This is a genomic window from Vibrio sp. V38_P2S17PM301 (assembly GCF_009904845.1).
Lineage (GTDB): Bacteria > Pseudomonadota > Gammaproteobacteria > Enterobacterales > Vibrionaceae > Vibrio > Vibrio proteolyticus.
Genome location: NZ_WXWO01000054.1, coordinates 26,278 through 52,914, shown reverse-complemented (window position 1 = coordinate 52,914; position 26,637 = coordinate 26,278). Strand labels below are relative to the sequence as shown.

Annotated in this window: 21 protein-coding genes and 2 tRNA genes; 12 read left to right on the top strand and 11 right to left on the bottom strand. The window is 48.6% G+C overall.

Annotated elements, in window-relative coordinates:
* Position 1: 1 nt before the first annotated feature.
* From aer2 to CAG64_RS12630, 7 genes are read left to right on the top strand one after another with little or no spacing between them, the layout of a single operon-like run.
* Complete coding sequence (gene aer2, locus CAG64_RS12660; RefSeq protein WP_021703353.1) at positions 2-2,371, top strand: aerotaxis transducer Aer2; 2,370 nt, start codon at positions 2-4, stop codon at positions 2,369-2,371.
* Positions 2,371-3,279 (top strand): CheR family methyltransferase, encoded by a 909-nt coding sequence (locus CAG64_RS12655; RefSeq protein ID WP_161457947.1) that lies wholly within the window; start codon positions 2,371-2,373, stop codon positions 3,277-3,279. Before aer2 ends, CAG64_RS12655 begins: the two co-directional genes overlap by 1 nt.
* On the top strand, positions 3,279-3,935 hold the full coding sequence (locus tag CAG64_RS12650; RefSeq protein WP_021703355.1) for a chemoreceptor glutamine deamidase CheD: 657 nt from the start codon (positions 3,279-3,281) through the stop codon (positions 3,933-3,935). Before CAG64_RS12655 ends, CAG64_RS12650 begins: the two co-directional genes overlap by 1 nt.
* Positions 3,935-4,969 carry a protein-glutamate methylesterase/protein-glutamine glutaminase gene (locus CAG64_RS12645; protein ID WP_161457946.1) on the top strand — a complete coding sequence of 345 codons (1,035 nt, stop codon included), beginning with the start codon at positions 3,935-3,937 and terminating at the stop codon, positions 4,967-4,969. The genes CAG64_RS12650 and CAG64_RS12645 overlap by 1 nt, the downstream gene beginning before the upstream one ends.
* Complete coding sequence (locus CAG64_RS12640; RefSeq protein WP_161457945.1) at positions 4,962-6,113, top strand: methyl-accepting chemotaxis protein; 1,152 nt, start codon at positions 4,962-4,964, stop codon at positions 6,111-6,113. The genes CAG64_RS12645 and CAG64_RS12640 overlap by 8 nt, the downstream gene beginning before the upstream one ends.
* A 23-nt stretch (positions 6,114-6,136) precedes the next feature.
* Positions 6,137-6,580 (top strand): hypothetical protein, encoded by a 444-nt coding sequence (locus tag CAG64_RS12635; RefSeq protein ID WP_161489148.1) that lies wholly within the window; start codon positions 6,137-6,139, stop codon positions 6,578-6,580.
* A 4-nt stretch (positions 6,581-6,584) separates the two neighbouring features.
* Positions 6,585-7,649, top strand: a complete 1,065-nt coding sequence (locus CAG64_RS12630) for an outer membrane beta-barrel protein (RefSeq protein ID WP_161457943.1) — start codon at positions 6,585-6,587, stop codon at positions 7,647-7,649.
* Here CAG64_RS12630 and CAG64_RS12625 read toward each other — a convergent pair.
* The 4 genes from CAG64_RS12625 to CAG64_RS12610 form a co-directional block, all read right to left on the bottom strand.
* On the bottom strand, positions 7,646-8,014 hold the full coding sequence (locus tag CAG64_RS12625) for a hypothetical protein (RefSeq protein ID WP_161457942.1): 369 nt from the start codon (positions 8,012-8,014) through the stop codon (positions 7,646-7,648). The two genes, CAG64_RS12630 and CAG64_RS12625, sit on opposite strands and share 4 nt — an antisense overlap.
* A 550-nt stretch (positions 8,015-8,564) precedes the next feature.
* Positions 8,565-8,927 carry a DUF1304 domain-containing protein gene (locus tag CAG64_RS12620; RefSeq protein ID WP_161457941.1) on the bottom strand — a complete coding sequence of 121 codons (363 nt, stop codon included), beginning with the start codon at positions 8,925-8,927 and terminating at the stop codon, positions 8,565-8,567.
* Positions 8,928-8,944: 17 nt separating this feature from the next.
* A complete protein-coding gene (locus tag CAG64_RS12615; RefSeq protein ID WP_081693103.1) occupies positions 8,945-9,460 on the bottom strand; it encodes a GNAT family N-acetyltransferase in 516 nt (171 codons plus the stop codon).
* Positions 9,461-9,471: 11 nt separating this feature from the next.
* Positions 9,472-10,551, bottom strand: a complete 1,080-nt coding sequence (locus CAG64_RS12610) for a threonine aldolase family protein (RefSeq protein ID WP_021703363.1) — start codon at positions 10,549-10,551, stop codon at positions 9,472-9,474.
* Positions 10,552-10,831: 280 nt separating this feature from the next.
* Here CAG64_RS12610 and CAG64_RS12605 point away from each other — a divergent pair, with 280 nt between their 5' ends.
* Both CAG64_RS12605 and CAG64_RS12600 read left to right on the top strand, forming a co-directional pair.
* Positions 10,832-11,308, top strand: coding sequence for a hypothetical protein (locus tag CAG64_RS12605; protein ID WP_161457940.1), 477 nt, complete (start codon positions 10,832-10,834; stop codon positions 11,306-11,308).
* 158 nt (positions 11,309-11,466) lie between these two features.
* The gene (locus CAG64_RS12600) at positions 11,467-12,558 is read left to right on the top strand and encodes a calcium:proton antiporter (RefSeq protein ID WP_021703364.1); all 1,092 of its coding nucleotides are present in this window, start codon (positions 11,467-11,469) and stop codon (positions 12,556-12,558) included.
* 30 nt (positions 12,559-12,588) lie between these two features.
* Here CAG64_RS12600 and CAG64_RS12595 read toward each other — a convergent pair whose 3' ends face one another.
* The gene (locus tag CAG64_RS12595; RefSeq protein WP_161457939.1) at positions 12,589-13,446 is read right to left on the bottom strand and encodes a LysR family transcriptional regulator; all 858 of its coding nucleotides are present in this window, start codon (positions 13,444-13,446) and stop codon (positions 12,589-12,591) included.
* Positions 13,447-13,557: 111 nt separating this feature from the next.
* On the opposite strand from CAG64_RS12595, the gene CAG64_RS12590 reads away from it, so the two are divergent.
* On the top strand, positions 13,558-14,814 hold the full coding sequence (locus CAG64_RS12590; RefSeq protein ID WP_161448064.1) for an adenylosuccinate synthase: 1,257 nt from the start codon (positions 13,558-13,560) through the stop codon (positions 14,812-14,814).
* A gap of 171 nt (positions 14,815-14,985) precedes the next feature.
* Here the strand turns inward: CAG64_RS12590 and CAG64_RS12585 are convergent.
* A tRNA-Val gene (locus CAG64_RS12585) sits at positions 14,986-15,062 on the bottom strand.
* A 25-nt stretch (positions 15,063-15,087) separates the two neighbouring features.
* Positions 15,088-15,164: transfer RNA gene (locus CAG64_RS12580), tRNA-Val, on the bottom strand.
* 299 nt (positions 15,165-15,463) lie between these two features.
* On the opposite strand from CAG64_RS12580, the gene CAG64_RS12575 reads away from it, so the two are divergent.
* The gene (locus CAG64_RS12575) at positions 15,464-16,519 is read left to right on the top strand and encodes a GGDEF domain-containing protein (protein WP_161457938.1); all 1,056 of its coding nucleotides are present in this window, start codon (positions 15,464-15,466) and stop codon (positions 16,517-16,519) included.
* Positions 16,520-16,576: 57 nt separating this feature from the next.
* On the opposite strand, the gene pulA is transcribed toward CAG64_RS12575, so the two are convergent.
* The 4 genes from pulA to CAG64_RS12555 form a co-directional block, all read right to left on the bottom strand.
* Positions 16,577-22,618: a pullulanase-type alpha-1,6-glucosidase gene (pulA, locus tag CAG64_RS12570; RefSeq protein ID WP_161457937.1), complete on the bottom strand. Its 6,042-nt coding sequence runs from the start codon at positions 22,616-22,618 to the stop codon at positions 16,577-16,579.
* A 385-nt stretch (positions 22,619-23,003) separates the two neighbouring features.
* Positions 23,004-23,669, bottom strand: coding sequence for a DUF2726 domain-containing protein (locus CAG64_RS12565; RefSeq protein ID WP_161457936.1), 666 nt, complete (start codon positions 23,667-23,669; stop codon positions 23,004-23,006).
* Positions 23,670-23,751: 82 nt separating this feature from the next.
* On the bottom strand, positions 23,752-24,438 hold the full coding sequence (locus CAG64_RS12560) for a response regulator (protein WP_161453547.1): 687 nt from the start codon (positions 24,436-24,438) through the stop codon (positions 23,752-23,754).
* Complete coding sequence (locus CAG64_RS12555; protein WP_161457935.1) at positions 24,435-26,054, bottom strand: ATP-binding protein; 1,620 nt, start codon at positions 26,052-26,054, stop codon at positions 24,435-24,437. Before CAG64_RS12555 ends, CAG64_RS12560 begins: the two co-directional genes overlap by 4 nt.
* Positions 26,055-26,406: 352 nt before the next feature.
* Between CAG64_RS12555 and CAG64_RS23835 the strand changes: the two genes are divergently transcribed.
* A complete protein-coding gene (locus tag CAG64_RS23835; RefSeq protein ID WP_040902084.1) occupies positions 26,407-26,631 on the top strand; it encodes a hypothetical protein in 225 nt (74 codons plus the stop codon).
* Positions 26,632-26,637 lie beyond the last annotated feature (6 nt).

Here is a 26,637-nt window from a genome sequence, read left to right as displayed (position 1 = left end):
AATGGGTTTCTTTAACAGCCGTGAATTAGAACAAGTCAAAAAAGACTACGCACAACTCCAACAGCAACTGGAGCAACAATCTCAGGAACTGAACCGAGTCTCCTCTGCCCTGAACAGCGCGCAGACCGCGTTGATGATGGTCGATCGTGACCTCGTGATTAACTATGTTAATGAAACCTCCGTCGAATTGCTCAAACAATGTGAAGCCGAATTCCGTTCCGTCTGGCCAGGTTTTGAAGCGAGCTATGACTTTCTGATCGGTCGTTGTATTGATGAGTTTCACAAAGACCCCTCTCATCAACGCGCAATTTTGTCGAATCCCAATAACCTCCCCTTTCGTACAGACATACGCATCGGTAAGTTGATCATTGAACTCAATGTTGGTGCGGTGCTTGACGAAAGCCGCCAACACATAGGATCGACGCTTGAGTGGCGTGATGTTACCGAAGAACGCCGGAAAGAAAACGAAATCGCGACGCTCCAAGCTTCTGTCGATCAGGCTCAGACAGCGATGGTAATGGTGGACCGTGATCTCATCATTACTTACGTAAACCGCCAGACACTGGAACTGTTTAAAGAGTGTCAGCCCGAATTCCGCAAATTCTGGCCCGATTTCACTGCCGAAGAAAACTGGTTGCTCGGTCGTTGTATCGACCAGTTCCACAAACAGCCTGAGCATCAACGTCGTTTATTGGCCGATCCCTCCAATCTGCCATTTTCAACCGATATTACCGTTGGCGAGATCAAAATAGAGCTTAACGTTGCGGCAATCGTAAACGGCAGCGGCGAATACATAGGCTCGACGCTCGAATGGCGTAATGTAACAGAAGAGCGCAAAAAAGAACTGGAAATCGGCCGTCTGGCTTCCGCGGTAGATGGTATGACAACCAATCTAATGATGTCTGACCTGGATGGAAACATCACCTACCTTAATCCGTCACTGCACAAACTGCTTAAGAGCCGGGAAAGTCAGTTAGCTGAGATCTTTCCGGGATTCGCGGTGGATAAATTGGTGGGACAGAGCATTGATATATTCCACAAACGTCCCGAGCATCAACGTTCAATTATCTCAAATCCGGATCGGTTGCCATTTACTTCCAACATCACTGTTGGAGATCTGAAATTCACTCTGACTTGCATTGCCATGCGCGATCCTGCCGGTAACTTTATCGGCCCTGCGCTGCAGTGGGTTGATATCACCGAACAAGTTGATGGTCAGCAGCAAATCGAAAAACTGATTGCCAATGCTTCTTGCGGTGAGCTGGCGTCTCGGATCGACAGCAGCCAATACTCAGGCTTCATGGCTCAGTTAAGCGAAGGCGTCAACGGGCTATTAGACGCCGTCGTGAACCCTATCCGCCAGTGTATTGATGTGATGTCCAAAGTCGCCGACGGCGACCTCAAGCAAACCATGTCCGATGACATGCAAGGTGAATTTGCAGAGCTCGCAAACTCAGTGAATGCATCAATTCAGAACTTGCGAAACATGGTTGAGAAAATCACCGCCTCTTCCGCCCGAGTCGCAACGGCATCCACAGAAATTGCTGATGGTAACAACGATTTGAGTCAACGAACCGAGGCACAGGCCTCCAGCCTCGAAGAGACGGCAGCCAGTATGGAACAGATGACGGCCACCGTTCGCCAGAACGCAGAAAGCGCAGAGGGAGCGAATCATCTCGCTATCGATGCCACCAGCAAGGCCACCAAGGGGGGGCAAGTTGTCGGTCAGGCAGTGTCTGCTATGGCTGAGATTAACGATGCCAGCAAGAAGATCTCTGACATTATCGGTGTGATTGATGAAATCGCATTCCAAACCAACCTGCTGGCGCTCAACGCGGCAGTCGAAGCTGCACGCGCCGGAGAGCAAGGTAAAGGGTTTGCGGTTGTGGCTGGTGAAGTTCGCAATTTGGCCCAACGCTCAGCTGGTGCCGCCAAAGAGATCAAAGCGCTCATCAAAGACAGCGTAGACAAAGTATCAGAAGGTACTCGACTGGTAGACGAATCGGGTGAAACGTTAAACGAGATTGTCGCGTCAGTGACTGAAGTCACCGATTTGATCAGCAAAATCAATCAGGCAAGCCAAGAGCAATCGACCGGCATCGAAGAGATCAGTAAAGCCATTGTTACGATGGACGAAATGACGCAGCAAAACGCCGCACTAGTGGAAGAGGCATCCGCAGCAAGCCAGTCGCTCAAAGACGAAGCCGGCGAACTTTTGAAACTGATGAATTTCTTTGCCACCGATAATAATCTCAGTTCAGTGCCCATGACGGCCGAAACCATCAGCCTCTCGTCGGTACCGGCTGCACAAAAGCAGAGTTTACAAGCCAAAAGCCGTGTGTCTAACGGTGACGAGTGGGAAGAGTTCTAATGGCGCAGATTGATCTGGCTCCGATTGGAGAGCAAAAGCGCTCTCCAAATAAACCAACTACGACGGAGCCGCAAACCGAGTTTTCCTTTACAGATCAGGATTTCGACTATATTCGTCAATTCCTATATCAGGAGACGGGGATCTCTTTATCACCGATTAAACGGCAAATGGTGTATGGCCGTGTGGTTAAACGCCTCCGTTACTGTGGCTGCCAATCGGTTGCTGCGTACCTGCGCAAAATGCGCCAATCTGAGGATGAAAAAGAAAAACTCATCAATGCCCTGACCACCAACAAAACCCACTTTTTCCGTGAGCAACATCATTTTGATTTTATCAAGCAGCACTTGTTGGCAAAGTGGGCACAACAACCCAAGACACGGATTTGGTCAGCAGGCTGCTCTACTGGTGAAGAGCCCTATTCCCTGGCCTGCCTGATTCACCTATTCATTGTGTACTTGCGCTCAAAAGGCTCGTCGGCGTCATTTCAGGATGCTCGGATATTGGCGACTGACCTTGATACCAACGTGTTAGAGAGAGCAAAACGTGGTGTGTATTGCGAGTCAGCGCTGGACTCTATCCCTGAGAGTTATCTGAAAAGCTGCTTTCGTAAAGGTCGGGGCGAGAATCTCGGTCATATCCAGGTCAAACCGGAAGTCGCACAGCAAGTGGTTTTCAATCAGCTCAATCTGCAACGCCCTTGGCCTATCCAGGCAGAGCTTGACCTCATCATGTGCCGGAATGTCATGATCTACTTTGACAAACAAACGCAGAAGAGTCTGATTCAGCGCTTCTATGACCAACTGAAACCAGGCGGATACCTCATTATCGGTCACTCCGAAGGTTTAGGCGAATTGAGTCATCTATTCGAACACAAGGGCATGACCATTTTCAGAAAACGTGAGGATTGATGGATTCAGTTATTGGCTATCACTCTGGTCATTTCAGCCAGTCCACTGGCAGCGATGGGTTCACCCGCTTTTACAGTCCGGAGTTTGGCAAAGAAGTGGTCAAGATCGCACCAGGCGAAATTTATTGCAGTAAGCAAAACGAACTGATCCTCACCGGGCTGGGCTCTTGTGTCAGCGTTTGTGTCTGGGACAGCCGGTTGCGTTTTGGTGGGTTGAATCATTTTCTATTACCAAACTGCGCCCATGTCGATCATTGGCAACGCTCTGAGCAACTCTCTGTGGAATCACGTTATGGCTTGCACGCGATGGAGTTGTTAATAAACAGCATGCTCAAGATGGGCTCTTTGAAGTCTGATTTGGTTTTTAAATTGTTTGGAGGCGGCACGTTCAGTAGCAACGGGTATTGTGTAGGAGAGCGCAATAAAGCCTTCATCAGCGAGTTTGTCGACACTGAGCAATTAACCGTCATTAATCGCGACCTTGGGGGACGCGTTGCCCGGCGACTGGTGTTTGATCCTCAAACGGGTCGCGCACTGATCAAGAAAATCGATATGGAACTGCTGCAACAAACGGTTGCACTTGAACGTTATTATCAACAGCAACTTGATACTGAACTGGTGACAGAAGCTGCTCAACAACGTGTGGAGTTATTCTGATGAAAGTGTTTAAAGTTATTGTCGTTGATGATTCTGCCCTATTTCGTTCACTGCTAAGCGAAATCATTAATTCCGATAAACGCCTCGAAGTCGTAGCAACGGCGGAAGATCCGTATCAGGCTCGTGAGCAGATAAAAAAACACAAACCCGATGTGATAACACTGGACATAGAAATGCCTCGCATGAATGGCCTGCAGTTTCTGAAAAATCTGATGCGTCTCCATCCGCTTCCGGTGGTGATGATTTCGTCGCTGACCCAACATGGTCAGCAAGTGACGTTAGAAGCTCTTGAGTTAGGGGCTGTGGACTACTTCCCTAAACCGACCCAAGAAATTCTCAGTGAATTAATGAATTATCGCCAATTGGTGATTGAAAAGGTGATTACAGCGGCCCGGGCAAACATCAGCGGTAACCTGCATGACCCCGCTCAGTCACCGATGAAAAAATCCAGTCACGCAAGCCAAGTGCAATTAATCGCCATTGGCGCGTCAACCGGTGGCACAGAAGCCATACGCTATATCCTGTCTCAACTGCCCAATAACTTGCCACCAATCGTCATTACCCAGCACATCAATCCAGCCTTCAGTGCTGCGTTTGCCAAACGTCTCAAACAAGTAACGAGTCTGAACTCTATTGAAGTCACGGATTCCGGCTTGATGCTAAAACCTGGCCATATCTATGTTGCCCCTGGTAATCAGCATTTGGGCGTTGAATTTCGTGGTGGTCAGTTATTTTCACAACTGGATGATGGCGAAAAAGTGAATCGGCACAAGCCATCCGTTGACGTCATGTTTGATTCCATCGCACGTTTCCCTCGCTTGAAAACATTAGCTATTTTGCTGACTGGCATGGGCAACGACGGAGCCCAGGGCATGCTGAACTTAAAACAGCGAAACAGTTATAACCTGGTTCAGGATGAACGTAGCTCGACTGTCTGGGGAATGCCAAAAGTCGCTTATGAACTCAACGCGCATCATGAAGTTCTTCCTTTACAACAAATACCGAAAACAATTATGGAGAAGTGCTATGGATAGAGCTTCCTATCTTCGGCCTGTACTGATATTGAACCTGGCAGTGATCGTTTTGCTGGTTCTAAACGCAGGGTTGACTCAATATTCAGCGTATTTCATTCCCGTTATCATCACTGGAATCATGGCGTCCAGTTGGTTAGTCATACGCGTCGAACGCAGTAACGAGCCAGTGATGACCGTAGACGATGCTTCAACAAAACAGGTACTTCAAGCCGTGTATGACGCCACAAACGACGACCTGACTCAGGCGTCCACTTCCCTGACCAATCAGTTAAGTGTCATCCAGGATTCTTCGTTAAATCTCAATCAAAGCTTTATTGATATGCAGCAAGCATGTGAACAGCAAACCGCATGCGCCACCGAACTGACGCGAAAATTGCTGAATGACAACAATCAAGAGTTCAGTCTGAGCAATGTCGCCCCCCAGACAGAAAAAGTGATTGCCAGCTATGTCCATAGCCTGGAAGAAATTCGCTCTCAGAGTAAGATGGCCTGCCAATCCATGGAGACCATGTCAGTACAGTTATCAGGGATGTTCCGGCTCATTGAGCAAGTCAGGGATCTTTCCGATCAAACTAACCTGCTGGCACTAAATGCCGCAATAGAAGCGGCTCGAGCGGGAGAAGCAGGCCGCGGATTTGATGTGGTGGCGCAGGAGGTACGAAACCTCTCTAATCAGGCGGGCTCTTTGAACAATCAGATACAGAGCCAAGTCACCACTGCGCAGAAAACCATTAGTGATGTGAGCGAAATCATCCAGGAAATGGCAGCGATTGACATCTCAGCCGCTGAAGAATCAAAAACACAAGTCGACACCATGCTCAAAGGTGTTGAATCCGCCTATGCTCAGGTCGATGAACAAGTCGAGCAATTGCAACATAACGCGAAACGCGTCAATGAACTGGTTAACGTCGGCGTGCGTTCCCTGCAGTTTTCTGACATCGTATCGCAGCAAAACGAACACATAGCGTTGAGTCTGGTGCAGTTAAACCATTCTCGAACTTTCGTCGAACAGTACCTGCAAGGCCAATCCGATACCGACACATTGATCCATCAACTAAGTGAATTAAAGCAACACTCGTCAGTAGACAAACATGGTTCCACATTGCAGTCAGACATGCACGAAGGCGAAGTCGAACTGTTTTGATCCGTCCTGTGATGTATAAGTTGATGATCAACCAGATGTTGTGGTTAAAAATACTGCTTCTTTCACTCGGAATACTTTGCTCCATGGCGACCGAGGCAAAGACAATCTACGTAGTGTCTGCTAATACACAGTGGCCAGAGCTGACTAAACATCAAACGAAGATGCTTTATCGTGGCAAAGTCACCCGAGTACAGAACCAAAAAGTGGTTCTTTGCGATCTCCCGGTGGACTCCCCAACACGAATCCATTTTTACCGACAACTATTGAGGAAATCACCTACTCAAATGTACACCCAGTGGGCCAGCCTGGCCTTTTCAGGCAAAGTACAGCCTCCGATTCAGCTATCTGAGTACAGCGAACAGGCGGTTCTCAGCTGGTTGTTCAACCATCCCAATGGCATTGCCTATTTTGATTTTGCTGTTGTCCCAGAATCCCTTAATGTGCTGTACACATTAGAATCGGAGTGACGCTATGAAAAACATCTCCAGCCTCGTGGCACTGCTGTTCTCTCCCTGCGTTTTAGCGGCTCACCCACTCAGCGACACTGTGATACTCGGCGGATTTGGCAGTGTTTCTGCCGCTAAATCAGACAACACCACGCCTTTGTTTCGTAATCGCGAAATTACGGATGACTGGTGCTATGACTGTGATTCAACCCTAGGGCTACAGCTTGACTGGCGGATATCTCCGGCGCTCAGAACGTCATTCCAACTCGCGAAACGTCCCCAGGATCATTATTCTGATCCTGAATGGGAGTGGGTTTATGCAGCCTATGAAGTCAATGCATTGACCATAAAGGTTGGTCGTCTGAGGTTACCTTTGTTTTTGATGTCGGAATACTACTACGTTTCCTACGCCTATCCTTGGTTCCGGCCACCACAGGATGTATATGACGCCACATTAGGTATTACCTCTTACGATGGCATTAGCTTTACTTGGAACGGTTGGTTAAGCGATCAAGTCACCACCTCTGTTACTGCGCATTATGGCCTGTCAGATCAGGGGACCTTTGGGATCGTGGGTGGTCAACTTAAGTTGGATTCTGATTACACAGCGGGATTGTCGCTTCAACTTTATTTTGATGACAGCACGGTCAACGTGTCCTACCTCAGATCTGAAGCGAAGCAAACGGCCATAATGACAATCCCCTCAAGCGATCAGACGGTAACAGAACAATCCAAAGAGACCTTTGACATTTTCTCCGTCGGGATTGAACAGTATTGGGGGCCAGTACGGCTTCTCTCAGAAGGCTTGTTAAGTCGAGATTTATATGCGAATTGGTACGTGAGCCTCGATTATCACTGGCAGAGCCTGACACCCTATGTAACCTACTCACAACAACGCCGGGACCGCGACAGCGAATCTTATTTACTCGGGTTACGCTATACGTTGAATCAGCATTTGGCGGTGAACGCCGAATGGCAATATATCGATGCAAAGCGGGTAAACAGAAATGGGTCGTTTACTGCGCCACCGACAAGTTCGTCTCAAGAAGATGTGAACCTGTTTACGCTGGGGCTGTCATTTCAGTTTTAGTGGCGAGTGTAATAAGCGGGGATATTGACTTCGCTTTGTTCGATTAAATAACGAATATAGCGGGTACTGAAACTTTCTTCAGGCCATTGCGACACGATCCGTTTCGCGGCCGAGCCGTAGAAGTCATTTTTTAACAATAGCATCACTATGCGGTTGAATTTCTTTAGCCGACGGTGTAATCGCAGCTCACTTGCCTGGTTGTGGTTGTTGAGTACCGGGAGAAGACCTTCGAAGTACCACTGTTCAAGGATTTCACGCATCTCAAGCTCTTCAGCAGGCACATCCTGATGGCCCAATGATGTATCGAGCGGCGGTATGATTTTGTACACAATATCGTAAGGAGAGTTGACGTATTTGTATGTCATCGGAATGCACCTGAATCTATAGCGATAGCACTAAATAAGCTAGGATCAACCTATCGACTATCAAGTGAATTGACAGTAAAAAAATGGAAACAAGCGCACTAAAATAAAGTTGATTTTTTCGCCTGGGATCCATTATCTGTACAGAGAGCTGTTTACCGCCTTGTCCAGAACGATGTCAGTCATTTCCTTACTCATACTTAGGATGGGAGTTTGTCAGCATTAGCCAAGCCGCTTTGTCCGCAACGTAAGACACGGGTAAACGCCATGATTAGGTACACTCCATGTATACAAAGCGTTTTGCTTCGGTGTGATGTTATTCAGGCAACTCGTATAAAAGAAGCAGAAGGAATGCCCTCAAGTGGGCTTTCAATCCTTAACACATCCTTGTGCAGGAAAGAAACACAGCGCTGCGTGACTAAGGCAAGCGCTGTGTTAGGGGGAATTGAAAGAGTGAGCAGACTAACGAAATTATGCAACAGCTACAATGTTGTTTGAAAATTATTGTTATTCGCACCTCGGAAATATGAGTTGAGTCACCATTATCACGTGATTAACTAAACATAGTTGCCAATACGGCCAGGACAGCAGGCCCTCCTTGAACGAATAATATTCTAGTATTTGCGCTCAAACCTCCAAATATGGCAGCGCAAATAACGCAAGATAGGAAAAACATCTGAATGCTGGTGCCGACTTCGGTATCCGGATACGTAAGTCCCCAAATCAAACCCGCACAGAGAAAGCCGTTGTAGAGCCCCTGATTGGCGGCCAGCACTTTGGTGGATGCTGCAAATTCTTCACTGGTCGCAAACACTTTACGTGTTTTGGGTGACTGCCAGAGAAACATCTCCAAAATCAGAATGTAGGCGTGTTCCAGCGCGACGAATAACACTAAAGCTGTTGCGATATAACTCATCGTTTCCACCTCTTCACTTATCTCTCCGGTTGCTCTAGTACCAAGGTGATCAAACTTCGATCGCCATAAAGGTCGACGTTCCGGGCAGGTTTCATGGCCAATTTTCGTAACACGGCTAAGGAAGGCTGGTTGTCGACCAGCGAGACACCGTAGATTCGCTTAAGTTTGTTATGAGAAAAAATAAACTGTACAACCGACTGAGCGGCCTCCAGGGCTAACCCCAGCCCTAACGCATCACGAACCAAAGCATAACGAATATCAAAACAACCAGGTTGAGGACTTTCTTCAACCCCGACATAACCAAGTTTACGCTGCGCGTCCGTATTATCCAAAATCACAAAACTGCCAAACTCATGGCGTCGCCAATGATCAACCCGGTTCACGACATGCTGACTGATTTCTGATTCCGTATAGGGCTTTCCTTTGGGCAGAAACCGCGTCAATTGGGGGCACGACAGGATCTGGCGGTATACGTCCATGTCTTCTCGCTGCACAGGTCGTAACAACAAACGATCGGTTTGTAGCATCAACATCTCCGACTCTCCTACGGAGTTAATTTCGCTGCTATCGCGCTATGTATCGTCCGCAATGTTTGATGCAACAACTCATCTTCCATATTGAGCAGCAAGTCTCCGACATACCATTCCAGAAAACTCTGCTCTGGCAACGCTGCTTGTTGTGGATTCCCTATCCAGATACTGTGCTCCTCAGCCAGTTCATCTCTTAATACTTTGGCTTGCGACTCACTCAAAGGCAAATAGATGTGAAGCATATTGGACTGTGGCGCTGTCGGATTGAGCGTAAACAGCGGAAACTCTCCAAATTGTGTGTACAACTGCTTCGTGCGCTCAAACAGAGCGGGCATCGCAGCAATCCGCTCATCAAACTGCATCATCGCTGCCACGACGTAAGGCGTCCGATGCCAAACATTCCCACCTTGTCGCTTCATCCAAGTATCAGCCTGACGGATAAAGGATTTGTCACCCAAAAGCATTGCACCGCCTAATCCGTTCACACCTTTGTACATAGACACGTACGCAGAGTGGAAACCTTGCGCAACTTCCTGATAACTTTTTTGATACCACGCCGCCGCTTCCCACACTCTGGCCCCATCCATATGCAGATGGAAGTTATGGTTTGCGCAGTAGTCTTTTACAGCTTGTAAGTGTTCAAATTCAGGTAATTGACCACCGATTTCGCGCATTGGTAACTCATACAGTACGGCAGCCAACGGATCGGTAATGGCTTCCAGATGCTCGACAGTCCATGGCTGGTAAGGTTCTCCGACCGGCAATACGTTGAAACGTTGTTGCAGTTGATAGCCCTGACGTTCGTGCAAATAAACATGACTGGTCGGGTGCATCGCAACATTGGCACATTGCTTCTCCTGACAAGCAATCTGTAACGCTGTCGGCTGAGTCATGGTTCCCGTGATCACGAACAACCCTGCTTCAAACCCAAGTAAATCAGCCACCTTTTGTTCAAACGCCTGGATCAACTCCCCTTGCCCGTAGATGTCGTGTTCAACATTATTTTCGCGGCACCACTCAGCCATTCTTTCGAACATCTCAGCCGGTGAAATGCGCTTATTGCCATGTAACACCGTCTTGCATTTATTCTGCATATTCCATTCCCTGTCGTACGGAGGTTTTGTCGATAACACTCTAGTTTGTTTGTAACATCTTGTACAAAAATGAGTTTTCATTTGTTATACGCTCGACACTTCTGCCGAACAAAACGATAAAAAGACAAAAAATATCCGTGTCTCCTCGCTTATGGAGAGAAACTTTCTCACCTCGTGAGACCAAGTAATAGTTTGTAACAGAACGACGACAATTATCCATTTCCCCGTCGACATTCGCCGATATAATAGGCCCAACAAAATACGACACAGATCACACAAATTGCGCCATCACATCCTTCGACTGAGTCTCTTACTGCTGATCTCACTGTTTGCCCAACTGGCAAGCGCGTCGTCCTTTTTGGCCGATGATTTGTCGCGTGTTCAAGCCTTCGATACAGGCTTGTGTGCTACTGCACAAGAGCCTGATGCACTCTTTTTTGACGCTCACGCTGAGCAATCTGACGAAGAAAGCACACTGACACGATCATCCGTGCCGCCACTGTTTCGATGGCTGGGTCACTACTCTCTGAGCTCGGCAGATGGCACTGCCACTTGCGGCAGTGTTCCTGCTTATCAACTCGTGAACGAATTTCAGTCGGCCTCCATCTACCGATTGGCCAGACAAACGATCCCATTGTGCGAGTTTCGCCATCACTGGCTTGGTAAAGTATCGTCGTCACGAATCCGTATAGCCGGTTGGAAAGATGGCAATCTGTTTTACGCACACGAATACCCTATGAGCAAAACCTTCAGCTAAACACGTAATTTCTTATATTTACGAAAAAAATATTGCTGAAAGTTATGAATGACGCTTTTTCTGTCTCACCAGAAACGTCATACTTAACCTTATGCACATAGTGGCCGCCTTTTATGTCGGTTGGCTCGCGTAAAAATCATAACCAGAGGATTCCCTCAATGATCAAATTCCTTACCGACGAATTTATTCTGTTTCTCGGTATCATCGCTGTTGCATTCTTTAAATTAGGCGGTGAATCTCTACTCAGCAGTGGGCTCAGCACAGCCACGGGTATTTTGACAACCATCATTCTGTTCGCGATCGTATTAACCGCCATCTTTGCTGTTGTACGCCATTCGGATGCACTGGCGATCAAGCTCGGTGACCCATATGGCACCTTGATCCTGACACTTTCGGTGATTTCGCTCGAAGTGGTGATGATTTCTTCGGTCATGCTCACGGGCGATGCGAACCCCGTTATGGCACGGGATACGATGTTCGCCGTAATCATGGCGGTTCTGAACGGCTTGGTGGGTCTGACGCTGCTGATCGGTGGTTTGAAATACCATACTCAGTCATACAATATTGACGGGTTAAAAGCTTATCTGGTTGCGATCATCCCATTGGCTTTGCTGTGTCTTGTCATGCCGAGTTTTACCTCCTCAGATGATCAGGGCTCTTTGACTACCAACATGACAGCCGTGCTGGTTTTTGCTTCCGTGGCATTATATGCCGTATTTTTGTTTATTCAGACTCGCAGCCATACACATTTTTTCATTGATGGCGACCACCAGGATGAACACGAGTTCCACGGCCCGATGGGCTCCAACCTTTATCATTCAATTCTTCTGATTGCGTATCTGTTGGTGGTGATCTTACTGGCAAAAAGCCTGGCTGTGCCTATCGACGACACCATCAGCCGTTTTGGTGCCCCTCCTGCGCTCGGTGGCCTGGTGATTGCCCTGTTGATTCTGGCTCCTGAAGGCGTGGGTGCTGTTAAGGCAGCCTTGAGTAACCAATTGCAGCGTGCTATGAATCTGTTCTTCGGTTCGGTGCTGGCCACGATTTCTCTCACCGTACCCGCGGTGCTGTTGATTTCTTCGGTGATGAATGAGCCTATCCACCTTGGGTTGGCTCCGGCTGAAATGGTTTTATTGGCCATTACCCTACTGATGGCCAGCGTCAGCTTCAGCAGCGGTCGGACCAACTCACTCAATGGTGCCACACACCTGATCCTATTCTTTGTCTATATCATCCTGATGTTTGAATAACGAAAAAGCCGGGCTCATTGCCCGGCCTTTTTATTCGCACTCTCTGGCGACCCAGGTCAATAACTGTTTTACCGCTTTCGATAACACCTGATTCTGCCGCACGATATAGCCAAAATTGGTGGCAGGAAAACCCGGCAACGGCGTAACCGAACGGGACAAGCTGAGCTTAGAGTGCAACGAAAAGTCCGGCACAATCGCTGTACCAAACCCAGCTTCCGCCCAGTCGATTTGCGCCTCGACACTGCCTACCTCCATCACTCTGTGACGCGGTAACGTCAGCGCAGGTAACGAAGCATCAATCAACTCTCGGGTTCGGGTATCGTGCCCTAATAAAATGAGAGTCGGCAGCTCATCCCCCTCCCCGTGCCACTCGAGGATATTGTCTCCAAATGCACACCACTGAATCTGCATTAGCGGCGTGAAATGCAGTGGCTGGCTTTCCTTCTGAGCGATAACAAAGCCGACATCGGCCCGTGCACTCTTAACTAAATCAACCGCTTGCGATGACGTTGTGTTAAACAGAGTCAGATCAATCCCCGGATACTGCTGTTTAAATTTCTGGAATGGGTGAATCAGCAGCAACCGGGAAACAATGTCACTGGCTGCAATCGACAGTGTTCCCTGAGTCAGTTCGTTGATGGCATTGAGGTCCGACTGACATATTTGCAACGCTTTCAACATATTCTGAGCTGTGTCCAATAACCGAATACCCGCTTGCGTCAATTGCACCGGATTTCGCTCTATTAGTTTTGCCCGGGTTGCTCCTTCCAATTGTTTGATATGGAGGCTGACATTAGGCTGCGTCATGTGCAGTATCGTGGCCGTTTTGCCAAAGTGTTTCACTTCAGCCAATGTGACAAAGGTTCTGAGCCAATTCAGGTCCAACATGATCCGCCCTCTGTTGATATGAAATTCTTATTGGGTTAATCAGTATAATTAATTTCTCTTATCACATCGAGAGGCATAAGATTTGACCGTCTAATTTTTGGAGGATTACTTATGTCGTCTATCGTTGTTGTTGGTGCTAACTGGGGTGATGAAGGCAAAGGCCGCATCGTGGATTTTCTGGCTGAACAGGCTTCGGCAAGCATTCGCTTCCAAGGAGGCAACAATGCTGGTCACACCGTGGTGAACGACCTTGGTACGTTCAAACTACACCAACTGCCAAGCGGCGTATTTAATCCCGATTGTCTGGCCGTACTCGGTCCTGGTATGGTCATCAGCCCTGAAGCACTGTCGAAAGAGCTGGAAGAAGTTGAGTCTGCAGGCGTAAAAATCAATCTGAGCATTTCAGACCGCGCTACCTTGTGTCTCCCGCTGCATGCTATGGAAGACACGCTGGAAGAACAGCGTCTGGCGGATCGTGCCTATGGCTCAACCCGCCAGGGTATTGCTCCGGCGTACGGCGATCGCGTTATGAAGAAAGGCATTCTGGTGGGCTGGCTAAAACAGCCCGAAGTCCTGATCGAACGTTTACAATTTATGCTCGACTGGAAACTGCCGCAAATGCGCGCCCTGTACCCAGACTTTCAATTTGAACAAACAGCAGAAGAGATGGCTCAGTGGTTACTGGACGTATCCACACCTTGGCGTGATGCTATCTGTAATGTCAGCTTACCGTTGAAAGCACTGCAACAAGACAACCAAAATCTGCTATTTGAAGCTCAGTTGGGTGCTGGACGTGACCTGACGTATGGCGAATACCCTTGGACGACATCATCTAACGTGGTTTCCATGTACGCAGGGATCGGCAGTGGCCTACCGGCCCTGCGTCCGGAGCGAGTGATTGCAGTGGCGAAAGCATTCAGCTCTTCCGTTGGTACTGGTACTCTGATCACGGCGATGGAAGAACAAGACGCGTTCCGCGAAGCGGCGAATGAGTTTGGAGCAACGACCGGTCGACCTCGTGACATGGGGTATTTTGATGCTGTTGCGACCAAGAACGGTGTTGAACTTCAAGCAGCCACAGAAATTGCGCTGACTAAGGTCGATTGCCTGACCGGGCTGAAAGATCTGAAAATCTGTGTGGCTTACAATGGCGAACACAGCGAAAACCCAATCTGGCCTCAAACGGCAGCCCTGTCTCCGGTTTACGAACAGATGGAAAGCTGGAGCGAAGACATCACTGCTTGTCGTAAATTTGAAGACCTACCAGTTGCGGCACAAAAATACGTACTGCGCATTGAAGAACTGATGGGTGTGCCAGTGAAAATGGTGTCTGTTGGCCCTGGCCGTGAACAGATGATCGTGCGTTAAGCAGCAAATAAAAATAACAACATCATTTGGCTAATTCAAATCCGGGCAGATGCCCGGATTTTTTTCGTATCGACAATTCAAAGCAAACCGTTACTTAGGCCTGATTTACCCTGTAATGAAAAGTCCAAATACAACAAAGCCCGCTGTATAAGCGGGCTTTGTTTTGGAATTTGGTGCGTCTGAGTGGACTCGAACCACCGACCCCCACCATGTCAAGGTGGTGCTCTAACCAACTGAGCTACAGACGCAAAATATATTGATCGTTATCAGGAATGGTGCGTCCGAGTAGACTCGAACTACCGACCCCCACCATGTCAAGGTGGTGCTCTAACCAACTGAGCTACGGACGCATTCCCTGAGAACGAGGAGGATATTAACGGCTGTTATTTAAAGGTGCAAGCGTAATTTCCAGTAATTTGAACTGTTTGGCCGACATATCACCACTTTGTTGAAAGTTTATCCATTTTAATCTCAGGCGCTTAACCGATGTCACTATTTAATGACAGGTTTAACAGCATTTACATGGATACTTAGAAGCGATATCAAGATCACTTATTCAAACATCAAAATTGATAATGAATTCGGTTTCATTAGTATGGAGGAATATTCATACCATCCCACAATCACCAGGCGCTAAGGATAATTCGTCATGGAATCAGACGTTTTTAACCCTTCTCACGAGCTACGAGCCGCCGTGCTGTCGTGCCTGAGCGCATTTCTTGCGTCGGTCTCTCTCTTTTTCGCGTTGTTTAATGCGTACTTTAATCAGTCTTACTTACTGAGTGGGCTTGAATTCGCCTATTTTCTGGTTTCTGTTTACGTCTATTGGCGTGCCAGACAAGGTAAGGTTCGTATTGCAGTGTCGGTGGCCTACATTTACTTTCTGGTACTGATTGTTGCCGTCGGTACATACATTAGCGTGTTTTCATCCGCTCTGGTCGTATGGACCTGTTTATTCCCGGTAATCAATTATCTTTTATTAGGTCGACGTTATGGGTTACTGAGTACCGGCTGCGTGTTGCTGATTCAAACCTTGGTGATTTCACTCAAAATCCATCAGGTCAATCACGTAATAGACTATCGCATGCTCATGAACCTGAGCGGGGTGTATCTCAGCTTATGGATTTTGTCCCACATCTACGAAGTGCGTCGTAAATTCTCAGAGCAGTCTTTAGAACGTATGGCAGCACGCGATGCATTGACAGGCATTTTTAATCGTCATGCCCTACTCCACCATTTTGAGAATCAGCGTAAGGTTTTAAGCAGCACGTCCTTATCTGTTCTTATTCTCGATCTGGATTACTTCAAAAAAGTGAACGACCAGTACGGTCATAACACAGGCGACAAAGTGTTAATTCAGGCGGCCAACCTGCTACGGGATTTACTGCCCAACCATAACGCCTACCGCATCGGTGGCGAGGAATTCTGTATCACCCTGAACAACGTTGACGTGGACAAAGCCGTGCATATAGCCGAGTACCTGCGCAAGAAGTTTGCCAACCATACATTTCATGTTTCTGGCTACAGTATTCAGTTAACGGCCAGCATCGGCGTATGCGAATGTGCAGCCGAATTAACATTAGAAGATGTGCTGATTGCGGCAGATGTCGAACTATACCGCGCGAAACAAAACGGTCGTAATCAGGTCATGGTATGTGGCTCCTACGAAAACGAGCCTGAACAGGAAGCTTTATCTACCGCGTAACGTAAAACGAGTCTTGATAAACAAAGCCCGCGTCAATCGCGGGCTTTATGATTCAGATTATCTCACGCTCAGCAAGCGTCCGGTCAATGCCGGAACCGTGACTGAGGTTATCCCGGGTTGCAGGTTGATTTGCTCTCCAGAGATAAGATCTACCAAATGCGAGGCGGCTTTTAATTGTGTGTTGTCTAACGACACCACTCGTTCAGCCGTACCCGTGTTCAGCGCATAAACAATCTGTTCGTCATCGTAAACTTTCAGATCCACATACAATTGATCGTCAATCCATAAGTTTCGACGCTCTCCCTTATACAACGCAGGATGCTCACTGCGAACCTGCATCAGTTGAGCCAGATAGTTTTTCAGCGTCAGTTGCTCAGGTGTTAAAGCTGCGGTCACTCCTTCAATTTTTGCGCTTGAGCGTGCGACATGGTCATCACATACGCCTAGCGCTGCGCAATCTGAGGTCACTTTCGCCGCGAAATCCGCAACCTCGTCACCAATTTCCTCACCATAATAGAATGTGATAGGGCCAGAATACGCCGCCAAGAAACTGAACGCCGCCTGATGACGCAGTTGATCGTCTCCCAACCCACCTCGTTGAATCAAATCCCCGAAACGCACCAGATCGTGATTGCCCAACATCAGATTCGGCATCGCGTGATACGGAGATTTCGCGCGCTTATTCCAATCGGCATCCAGTGCACGTGCGTTGCCGCGGGCCCCCGACTCTTCCACCGCTAAAGCCTGGACCAGACCATAACGCAGTGGGAAGTTAAATGCCGATGATAACCCCGGCTCCTCATCGGTGCCGTACGTCGTACGAGAAATTTCGTCCGCACCTTTCCACACTTCACCGACCATGTAACCTAACGTTCCCCAATCAAGTCCAGCCTGTTGATTCTCTGCCGAGGCTTGTTCAACTGCAACGCGAATTCGGGCCCAGGTCTGTAAAGGTACCTGATACGCCTGATCAAGACGCCATCCATCAATACCAAACTCCTTCACCCAATAGGTCGCGACTTCGCTAAAGAACGCTTCGCTGGTTTCATTCGGGTAATTGACGTACATCCCGGGATATCCGGCTTCACTGCGTAAAGAAGGTAACTTGCCACTTGGTGAGGGTTTAACGCCATTCACGTGGGTGTGACCAAATACGCCATCCAGGAAGACATACAGTCCCTTTTGATGTGCCTTATCAATCAACTCTTTCAGTTTGGCATTGCTGCCAAAGTTCGGATCAACATTAAAATAGTCACACGCAAAATAGCCCGTAGCGTCGAGTTTGTTGTCCACGCCCTCTCCCGCGCAGGAGTCAAATACCGGGGTCAGCCAGATTGCATTGACGTTCAGGCTGGCAATGTAATCCAGGCTATCGATGACGCCCTGCAAATCACCTTTGTGATGAGACGTCCCATACCCCACACCGTAATCTGCGCTGGCATCTCCATCGACAAACGACTCCATCATGACCTGATAGATTCTCAGATCGCACGCCGGATTGTCGTCCTGATAACAGGCGTAATCCAAATCTTGGTTGAGCACCGCGAGTTTGAGTTGGTCTTGTTGCGACGCATCCAACGTAAACTGGTAGACTCCCTGATCCGTCACGGTGACTTTGATGTTGCCGTTACCTGCATCTTCCAGAGTGATCGAACCTGAACCCGTAACGACAGAACCGTATCCGAGATTCACACTGCTCCAATCATCAGAGGCAACTTTAAACTCATACGAACCTGGGGTCAGGTAACCGTCAAAAGCATAAAGTCCGTCGCCCTGATAAGTCATCTCATTTTCGGTGTTCCAGTCATTCATCGAGCCTCGCACGTACACTTTGGTGTTGCCATACGGCGCGACATCGACCGGAGTCGCCTCTGTCACTAACCCTTCACCTTGCTCACCAATCTGGGGTAGAACAAATACCGCCGCCGTTAGTGGTGGGATCGAGAACGTCTGATCTGTAAACGTTGATTGTTTAACGCGTGGATCGGCCGATGAAGTGAGTGCCGGATGCAACACAAAGCTATTTGCCCCATCGATACGAAGGCTTTGCGCAGACGTGTTGGCATTGATGGCTACCACGATTGCATCGTAACTCGGATCGAGGTCCGCCCCGGCGTTAATACCATCGTTGACTGACATCACGATCATACCTGGTTGCGCATCAGGACCTGTATTATGGAAACGTACCCTTTCCAATACTTCCTGCTCGGAAACCAGTCTCAGCAAAGGCGTCGATGAACGCACTTTGAGCAGTGCTTTAAATGCATCGTCTGTCCAGCGAATATCGTCTGGTGTGGCCACGGTATTCGGATTGCTGATGATGGATTGAATCGCACTCCAGTTCGCCTGATCTTTATCGGCTCTTGGCAGACCAACGTTCCAGTTGTTCGTTTGCATACTGAAATCGACTTTGTTGTACCAGTCACCGCTGTCGTAGCTGTCCCTTTCCATCGATTTAGAACGCAATAGCTCGGAGCCCATATGCAGGAATGGTACACCTTGCCCTAACATAACCGTCGACAGACCAACGATTTGCATTCTCGCCCTGTCCGCCGGAGAAATATCAGCTTGCGCTTTGTACTGATTGAAGTCCCATAAGGTCTGGTTGTCATGTTTAGACACGTAGTTGATCGACTCTTGAGGGTCGAGTGTGTACGCCGCGCCTTGATCGCCATATAAGTAATCGCGGCCATAGACTGTTGCCCCGCTATGAGTTTGCAGCGGATAGTTCTGCAAATTCCCCGTCATACCATAGCGAATCAGATCCATACGTGATTGCAACTCTTCTGAGAAACGGTCGCCGGCATTAGCAAAACCTGGGTTTTGCAATAACGCGTCACCACTATCAAACGGTCCGCCACCACGCACACCGTCACGCAGGCGATCGTTATACGTCCCGATTCCCGTCCCTGCCATCGGCCATTGAGTAGCGTTTTCACCGCGCTGGCCATTGGCCACTTCACCAAAGTTCCATCCTTCACCATAGAACCAAGTATCCTGATCGACTTTTTGAGTCTGCTCATAGATGTGCAGCATGCTGGACTTCATCAGATGTCCCATCAGATCGAAGCGGAACCCGTCAATTTTGTAGTCCTGGGCCCACATCATAACGCTGTCTGCCACCAGCTTTTCAAACATCCGGTTTTCGGACGCCGTATTGTCACAGCACGTGGAGTTTTCGACGGCTCCCGTAACAGGGTTCAGGCGATGGTAGTAACCGGGAACAGTCTTATCCAGTACAGACTTATCGTACAAACCGGATGAATAGGTATGGTTGTACACCACATCCTGTACGACACGGAATCCCATGGTGTGCAGTTTTTGCACCATCTGCCGGTACTCACGAATCCGAGATATGCCGTCGCTTTCAACTGCATAACTACCTTCCGGTGCGCTGTAATGGAATGGGTCGTAACCCCAGTTAAAACTGTCTAGCGAGCGAATGTCCGCCAACAAGGCCTGAGCCTCTCCCGAATTGGGATCGGTCTGTTCTAACAACGACAGAATCGTCGCACTGCGCGGAGTGTTATCCTGACACAAACTGGCACCCGGACTCACGTCACACAATTTGGCAACGGTGTCGTTGAGGTCAACCCGCTTGTCTTCGTTCTCGTTGATTGAAGCCAAGTCATAACTTGGCAGCAGGTGAATGGTGGTCAATCCGGCTTGTTTCAGCGCCTCTAGATGAGTGACACTGTCACGATAATCTTCCAGAAATGCCAGATATTTACCATTTCGCTCTTCGGTTCCTTTAGTATCACTGACGCTGAAGTCACGAATATGCAGTTCATAAATGATGTTGTCTTCTGGGTTATCCAACACCGGAATGGTCTGGCTATCCCAACCTGCGGGCTTAGAAAGGGGCGAGTTCAAATCGACAAGTTGTGAATGAAGACTGGATGTGCTCAGTGACAGCGAGTATGGATCCGTCGTCATCATCCATTCAACCTGACTGGTTTTCGGATGGTAAGCTTTCACTCGATAGCGGTAGAACACATTGTCCAACTCTGCACCGCCCTGATAACGCCAGATACCTGTTTTTGGATCGAGCTTCATGGACAATGGTGACGAAGGGATCAGCGCTTTATCCTGATCATACAGATACAATTCGACGTCTTGTGCTGTTGGAGCCCACAAGGCAAATTGCGCCGAGTCACCCTCGATCCAGCTGCCCAGTCGAGCCTCATCTGCATCATCTGGTCCGGCGGTATACAGTGTATCCGTGATACCAGGAATCTGAACCTGCGTCGCCACTAAGAGTTGACCTTCATTATCCAGTGCCACGGCGATCAGTTGTGTCTTCAGCAAGGCTTTGGCTGTGCTTTCATCCACGTCAAGCATGAACTCAGTGCGTCCACGCAAGTGGGGAAATTCCGGGTTGTCTGTTGTACCAGCCAAAGACAGATCATATTTTTCAAATTGTTGTGGCTGAGCAATATCACCGTTGCCAGCCTCTCTGCTCCATATCTGGTAACGAGCCGCTTCACTGTGATCGAACCAGGCAATGGAAGTGACATCCAGCCAATGCGCCGCAGCCCCAGACAAGGCAACGGTGTTCTGTTCATCCGGCGAGTACTTCAATGTGGTACTGCCATGAGATGTGTACAGCGTGTTGCCTTTGGCAAACTCTATTTGTAGATCATCGCCTCCGAGCGCTTTATCGTCGCCTTTATGCACAATGAAATTCATGCACGCGCCGTGTTCACCTTTCAGTGGCACGGTGAATTTGGCGCCAAATTCAGGATCAATCTCGCTCCACGTGTAAGGACTGCCCCACTCGACACCACTCAGGGCATCTTCGCTGATCGCATCACAGGTCGCGTTATTCCACAAATGCAGACCCCAGCCTTCATAGTTGCCGTCGTCGCGCTTGTAGTAGATCACCGCCTGTTGATACACAGGTGTCGGTTCAGTGGTGCTGTTGTCTGGGCTTTTTGGGTTAGTATCAACGCTGTCTGGAATACCGTCGCCATCGTCATCACTGGAGGCAAAATCGCTCAACCCATCACCATTGGTATCAAGGCTTTCGAAACGGTTTTTCGGAAATGCATCTGCGCTGTTTGCCACGCCATCACCGTCGATATCGCTGTCTTCGACATCTGCAACCTTGTCGCCATCGTAGTCCGCAGGTTGGCTGACGCTATCGTACGGGTTGCTGTCTAAGCGTATTTCGTCCTCATTCGACCATCCGTCCCCATCTATGTCCGCATCCAGCGAGTCCGGAATTTTATCGCCATCGAGATCAGCGGGTTGACTGATCGCATCATACGGATCAGTCCCCACCTGACGTTCAACTTCATCATTGAAACCATCGTTATCGTCATCCTGATCCGCATGGTCACCAATTCCGTCTAGATCCGCATCCGCAGACTCGAGTTTGTCATTCGGAAACAGATCCAGGGTATCTGCCACACCATCCTCATCACTGTCGCTCACCACAACTGGCTTACCACGTGAATCCAACATCAAGGTTTTATAGCGTAAATCACTGTCGCCTTTTCTCAGTTCTTTACCCAACACTTTGGCCGCTTGTTCCAACGTTTTACTCAGCGGCTTTACCTCTGTATCGCTCAGGGTTTCCGGCATTAACTGCGCGAGTGCCTTTGCCGCTCTTGCTGCCAATAGATTTTCGTTAGCGACATAGTCGCTGTCCGGGATTAAATCCGGCTGTCGCAGTTGCCTGCGCAGCATAGCGATCGCACGTTTTTCGCTGACGCCCTGAGACATCTTTAGGCTGATGTAGGTTGTCAGAGGGCTGACGTGCGCATAGTCAGCCGGCGCCAGTAGCAGATAATCACGTGTTGCTGCCACGCCCGGGATATCCTGGTCGACGGTTTGTCCACGCTCAACTTGCGCGGCAATCAAGCTGCTGCGCTGCTGGCGACTGACACCAGAGGCATCCAAACTCGCCCATCCCTGATCGTCCGTGCGGGCTTGCGGCTCCGAACCATTGGGTTGAAAGTTGCCGTCAACATCCAGCCAGACAGCGGCGTCACTCAAATAGCCATCCATCACCCGGAGATCCAGCTGGTCGTTGCACCCTGCCAGCATTCCAAGCGATGCAAAAGCCAAAGTCATTCTCGTTAACTTGATGTTCATTGTTATATCCATGTTTGTTCACGTAATTGGGGGACCCCTTACCTGGGTCCTTCCCGATGTGGAAGCAATAAGCAAACATCACCACAAGTTAACCTTATCTATTTCAGCTATTTTATTACCTCACCCCATCAGTAGAGGATTCAGGGCGTAGAGTGGTGGGAGGAGAAAACTAAGATAGAAGAGAAGTCACAAAATGAAGCGCTGGACTCGTAGGAATTTTTCTCACTGCCTGATAAACAGTGAGTTACTAGGCAATTTGTAGATTGAAAGAGGGCTTAAACTGTAGAAAAACTACATTTTACTCAATGCGCATAAATTTGATCTTCAGCCCATTGAACATTAGAAAAGACAAATACATAAACGCCCTCAACAGAGGGCGTTCGGGTTATTCAGGTAACTCATCGTCTTCAAAGACCACATTATAGTTTTCGGTATAACTGCACTGTGGCTGCCGACTGCAGGTAAAAAACCGGCGACCTCGAAACTCTCCCTGGCTGGCGGTTTTTATCACCATAGGACTGCCGCATTTCTTACAAAATCGTATCTCTTTGTCTGGCTCAATTAAATCAATATGTGCAGCCAGCAAACGGCGCAGACGTCCGACCTGATAGCTGTGCTTGATGGACGTACCAATTAATGGAATACCTGCCGATTTGCACACGTGCATCAGCAGTTTCTGCCGCTCGGCTTTTCCTTTATCGAGCGGTTTTCCGTTATCCAGCTCAATCACGACGCGCACTTCCAGCGTTCTTGGATCACAGACAATGTAGTCAAAATAACTTTTCGCGATCCGACCGTTCGCGATAAACCACTGTTTTTTGTTGGTTGCGATAGGGGCAAGCACATTGGCCATATTTACTTTTGTCATAACCACACCATGCTCACCAACAGCGGTTTTCAGCGCATTGAAGAAAGCCCCCTCCTGTAAATTTAACAGTGGTCCTTTTTTCTTATAACTGGAATCTTTAATGCTCTCTTGCCTGAGCAGTTTTTTCTGCACCACAAAAAAGAAGATCACTAAAATAACGACAATAAAGAAAATATTTTCCATTAACCACTCATTACCCGTTTACCCCGCTAAGTTGTAATTCTTATGCGTTTCTTATACTTACGCAAGCAGAACCTGCCAGGAACTAACGGGACACCTTGACATATCGCCGTTCAGGGCGTCCAACCGTTCCATAATTTAAATCCGCTTCCAGTTCCCCTACCGTGATCAGAAACTCCAGATAACGTCTGGCAGTCGTTCGACTGGCGCCTATTTTTTCCCCAGCCTCATCCGCAGTCAGACTGACTGGTGAGGTAAACAGCGCACGGATTTTATCCAGCGTCACACTGTCAATCCCCTTGGGCAGACGTCCGGAAGGTTTATCACTCCCGACATTGGCCTGAAGCATTTTGTCAACCAGGCTTTGATTGAGATCATCCACACTCCCCAGCTCCTGTTGACGTGACTGATATTTTTTCAACGCCGCCTCTAAGCGAGGAAACATGACCGGTTTAAGTAGATAATCCACCACACCACCACGCATCGCCGTCTGGAGTGTTTCCACGTCACGGGCAGCGGTGATAAGAATGACATCGCATCCCAGATTTTCACCCCGTAACTGATTAAGAATATTGAGTCCGGTTCCGTCTGGCAGATACACATCCAGCAAGACCAGCTGGGGTTTAAGCAGCTCAAGCTGCATTTCAGCTTCTGCCTGAGTTGTCGCTATCCCGACGACGTCAAAACCGCCCATCTGCTCCAGATAGCGATGGTGCAATTGAGCGATAGCGATATCGTCTTCTATGATCATGACTCGGGTTAACGTACTCATAATTGATCTTCCTTGGGCAAATACACCGTCATCCTCGTTCCAAATTCTTTATGTCCATTAATTACCAACTCTCCGTGGTAACGCTGAGCTAACTGATTAACCAAATACAACCCCACGCCGCGGGTATGGTTATCTTTGCTCGATACTCCCCGCTCGGTCAGTGTGTCTGGTGCAATGCCGTCAGGCAGTCCACATCCCTGGTCATCGACTTCCAGAATGATCTCATGGCCAAAGTCACTGATGGACACTTCAATTTGGCGCCGTTCCCGGGCAATGTGGTGCTCCGCTTTTATTGCACTCATCGTGGCATCAAACGCGTTGTCGATCAGATTACCCAGAATCGTCACTACATCCTCTGCGTTGATGCGCTCAGGTAAACCATTTAGCCTTGAACCTTCCTCCACAACCAGTTCCAACCCGAGCTCGCGCGCCCGCTCCGACTTGCCCAGTAACATACCAGCAATCAACGGATCTCGAACGGTTTCGCGTAAAAATTCGATCAGACTCTGATAGTGTGCCGTCTCCTGACCGATCAGATGTTGTACCGCTTCCAACTCGCCCATTTGTACCAGCCCACTGATGGTATTGAGTTTGTTGCGGTGCTCATGAGTTTGGGAGCGCAGCAGCTCGGCATACGCTTTGGTTTGGGAAAGTTGTTCGGTTAATTCATTAATTTCATCTCTGAGCCGGAAACTCGATACCGCGCCAACCACCTTGCCCTCAACAATAATCGGGCTACGGTTCGCAATCAGTCGCTGACCATTGAGATACAGATTAATATCATGATCGGTTTTGCCTGTCTGAAGAACGGTGTGTAAGTCACTTTCCGGCAGCACTTTCGAAAGTGGCTGATTCAGCGCTGTGTCTTTGTCGATGCCGAGAATATCGCACGCACTGCGATTGATTGAGCGCAGTTTACCAGCACCATCAATACTCAAAATGCCTTCTTTGAGCGTACTCATGGTGACATCGAGTTCAACGTACAAGCGGCCGATCTCCTCAGGCTCAAACCCTAAAATGGCTTTTTGAAAGCGGCGTGATGCGTAGCTGGAAACGATCGCATTCGCGCCAACCACACCAAGTGCCATGAGGATGAGAAATGTCAGGAACGGTTCGACTCTATCTTGCAAACGCTCAATAAGATAGCCTACTGACACCACACCAATGATGTCGCCATTGGCATTGAAGATCGCAGATTTTCCACGCACCGAAACACCAAGGGATCCTTTTGCCGTCGATACGTAGGCGCGGCCCTCAATCAAAGCGCCGTCATTATCACCACCACGCATTGGTAGTCCGATACGCTGATCTATCGGGTGCACAAGACGCACGCCTTGGGCATCTCCAATCACAATGAACGCCGCTCCAATCAAATCCGTCAGTTCGCGAAAACGCTGCTGATGTTCAACAATTTCACGATTCTCGACCATATTGATCACATAAGGAGAGCGAGCCAGAAATGCAGCGACACCCAAGGCTTTCTGCCCCATTTCTTCCTCTTGGGCATGTTTAACGTAAATGAACCCTGCTGCGACGAGCAACAGCAGTTCTATCAGCCCTGATAAGGTCATGATGATCAGCATTCGCTTACGAAAGCTGACTTGACTCCATTTCATACCACTATCCTTAGTTATCTGGCGCTAAGTTACCACTGAATCTTGTGAGGCTCTAAGCTGTCAGCCAATATCTGTGAGGATGAGTAAGGAAAAAGGCCGACAGAATGGAGTTCTGTATGTAAATTAGTCACTTACTATCAGTACTTCCAAAAAGGTGAAAATAGCTAAATATTAATCAAGTTGAATATGTGAATTGAGTCACATCAATTTTAGTCGATATAATCAGCGAAGGCGCTGTACGAATTGTATAATTATTATGCAGCGGCCACATAAGGATGCGAATGTTCAGCGCGGCAATTACAACATAATCAGCTGTCGTCGCGGGGCAATAACGAGGTCAGAGGGATAGAAAATGAGACGGGATGTTTTTGGGATTTGCCTTTCCAAATCCATGCTAAATAATAATCTAGGCGCCACTTTTACTCATGTGCGGGCTTACCAATCAGACGAGCGAAGTGACGATGTGCGGGTAATGAAATCTTATCCGCAAATGTCCGGGCAGGAAGTCCTCAATACGATGCAGGATTCCAAGAGCCTCATCTGGCGAGCAGAGTTTTGCTGTTTGCCGATGAAGTAGTCTATC

Coding starts and splice junctions, on each gene's coding strand:
- aer2 (WP_021703353.1), top strand. CDS start 2: ATGGGTTTCTTTAACAGCCGTGAATTAGAACAAGTCAAAAAAGACTAC.
- CAG64_RS12655 (WP_161457947.1), top strand. CDS start 2,371: ATGGCGCAGATTGATCTGGCTCCGATTGGAGAGCAAAAGCGCTCTCCA.
- CAG64_RS12650 (WP_021703355.1), top strand. CDS start 3,279: ATGGATTCAGTTATTGGCTATCACTCTGGTCATTTCAGCCAGTCCACT.
- CAG64_RS12645 (WP_161457946.1), top strand. CDS start 3,935: ATGAAAGTGTTTAAAGTTATTGTCGTTGATGATTCTGCCCTATTTCGT.
- CAG64_RS12640 (WP_161457945.1), top strand. CDS start 4,962: ATGGATAGAGCTTCCTATCTTCGGCCTGTACTGATATTGAACCTGGCA.
- CAG64_RS12635 (WP_161489148.1), top strand. CDS start 6,137: ATGATCAACCAGATGTTGTGGTTAAAAATACTGCTTCTTTCACTCGGA.
- CAG64_RS12630 (WP_161457943.1), top strand. CDS start 6,585: ATGAAAAACATCTCCAGCCTCGTGGCACTGCTGTTCTCTCCCTGCGTT.
- CAG64_RS12625 (WP_161457942.1), bottom strand. CDS start 8,014: ATGACATACAAATACGTCAACTCTCCTTACGATATTGTGTACAAAATC.
- CAG64_RS12620 (WP_161457941.1), bottom strand. CDS start 8,927: ATGAGTTATATCGCAACAGCTTTAGTGTTATTCGTCGCGCTGGAACAC.
- CAG64_RS12615 (WP_081693103.1), bottom strand. CDS start 9,460: ATGTTGATGCTACAAACCGATCGTTTGTTGTTACGACCTGTGCAGCGA.
- CAG64_RS12610 (WP_021703363.1), bottom strand. CDS start 10,551: ATGCAGAATAAATGCAAGACGGTGTTACATGGCAATAAGCGCATTTCA.
- CAG64_RS12600 (WP_021703364.1), top strand. CDS start 11,467: ATGATCAAATTCCTTACCGACGAATTTATTCTGTTTCTCGGTATCATC.
- CAG64_RS12595 (WP_161457939.1), bottom strand. CDS start 13,446: ATGTTGGACCTGAATTGGCTCAGAACCTTTGTCACATTGGCTGAAGTG.
- CAG64_RS12590 (WP_161448064.1), top strand. CDS start 13,558: ATGTCGTCTATCGTTGTTGTTGGTGCTAACTGGGGTGATGAAGGCAAA.
- CAG64_RS12575 (WP_161457938.1), top strand. CDS start 15,464: ATGGAATCAGACGTTTTTAACCCTTCTCACGAGCTACGAGCCGCCGTG.
- pulA (WP_161457937.1), bottom strand. CDS start 22,618: ATGAACATCAAGTTAACGAGAATGACTTTGGCTTTTGCATCGCTTGGA.
- CAG64_RS12565 (WP_161457936.1), bottom strand. CDS start 23,669: ATGGAAAATATTTTCTTTATTGTCGTTATTTTAGTGATCTTCTTTTTT.
- CAG64_RS12560 (WP_161453547.1), bottom strand. CDS start 24,438: ATGAGTACGTTAACCCGAGTCATGATCATAGAAGACGATATCGCTATC.
- CAG64_RS12555 (WP_161457935.1), bottom strand. CDS start 26,054: ATGAAATGGAGTCAAGTCAGCTTTCGTAAGCGAATGCTGATCATCATG.
- CAG64_RS23835 (WP_040902084.1), top strand. CDS start 26,407: ATGAGACGGGATGTTTTTGGGATTTGCCTTTCCAAATCCATGCTAAAT.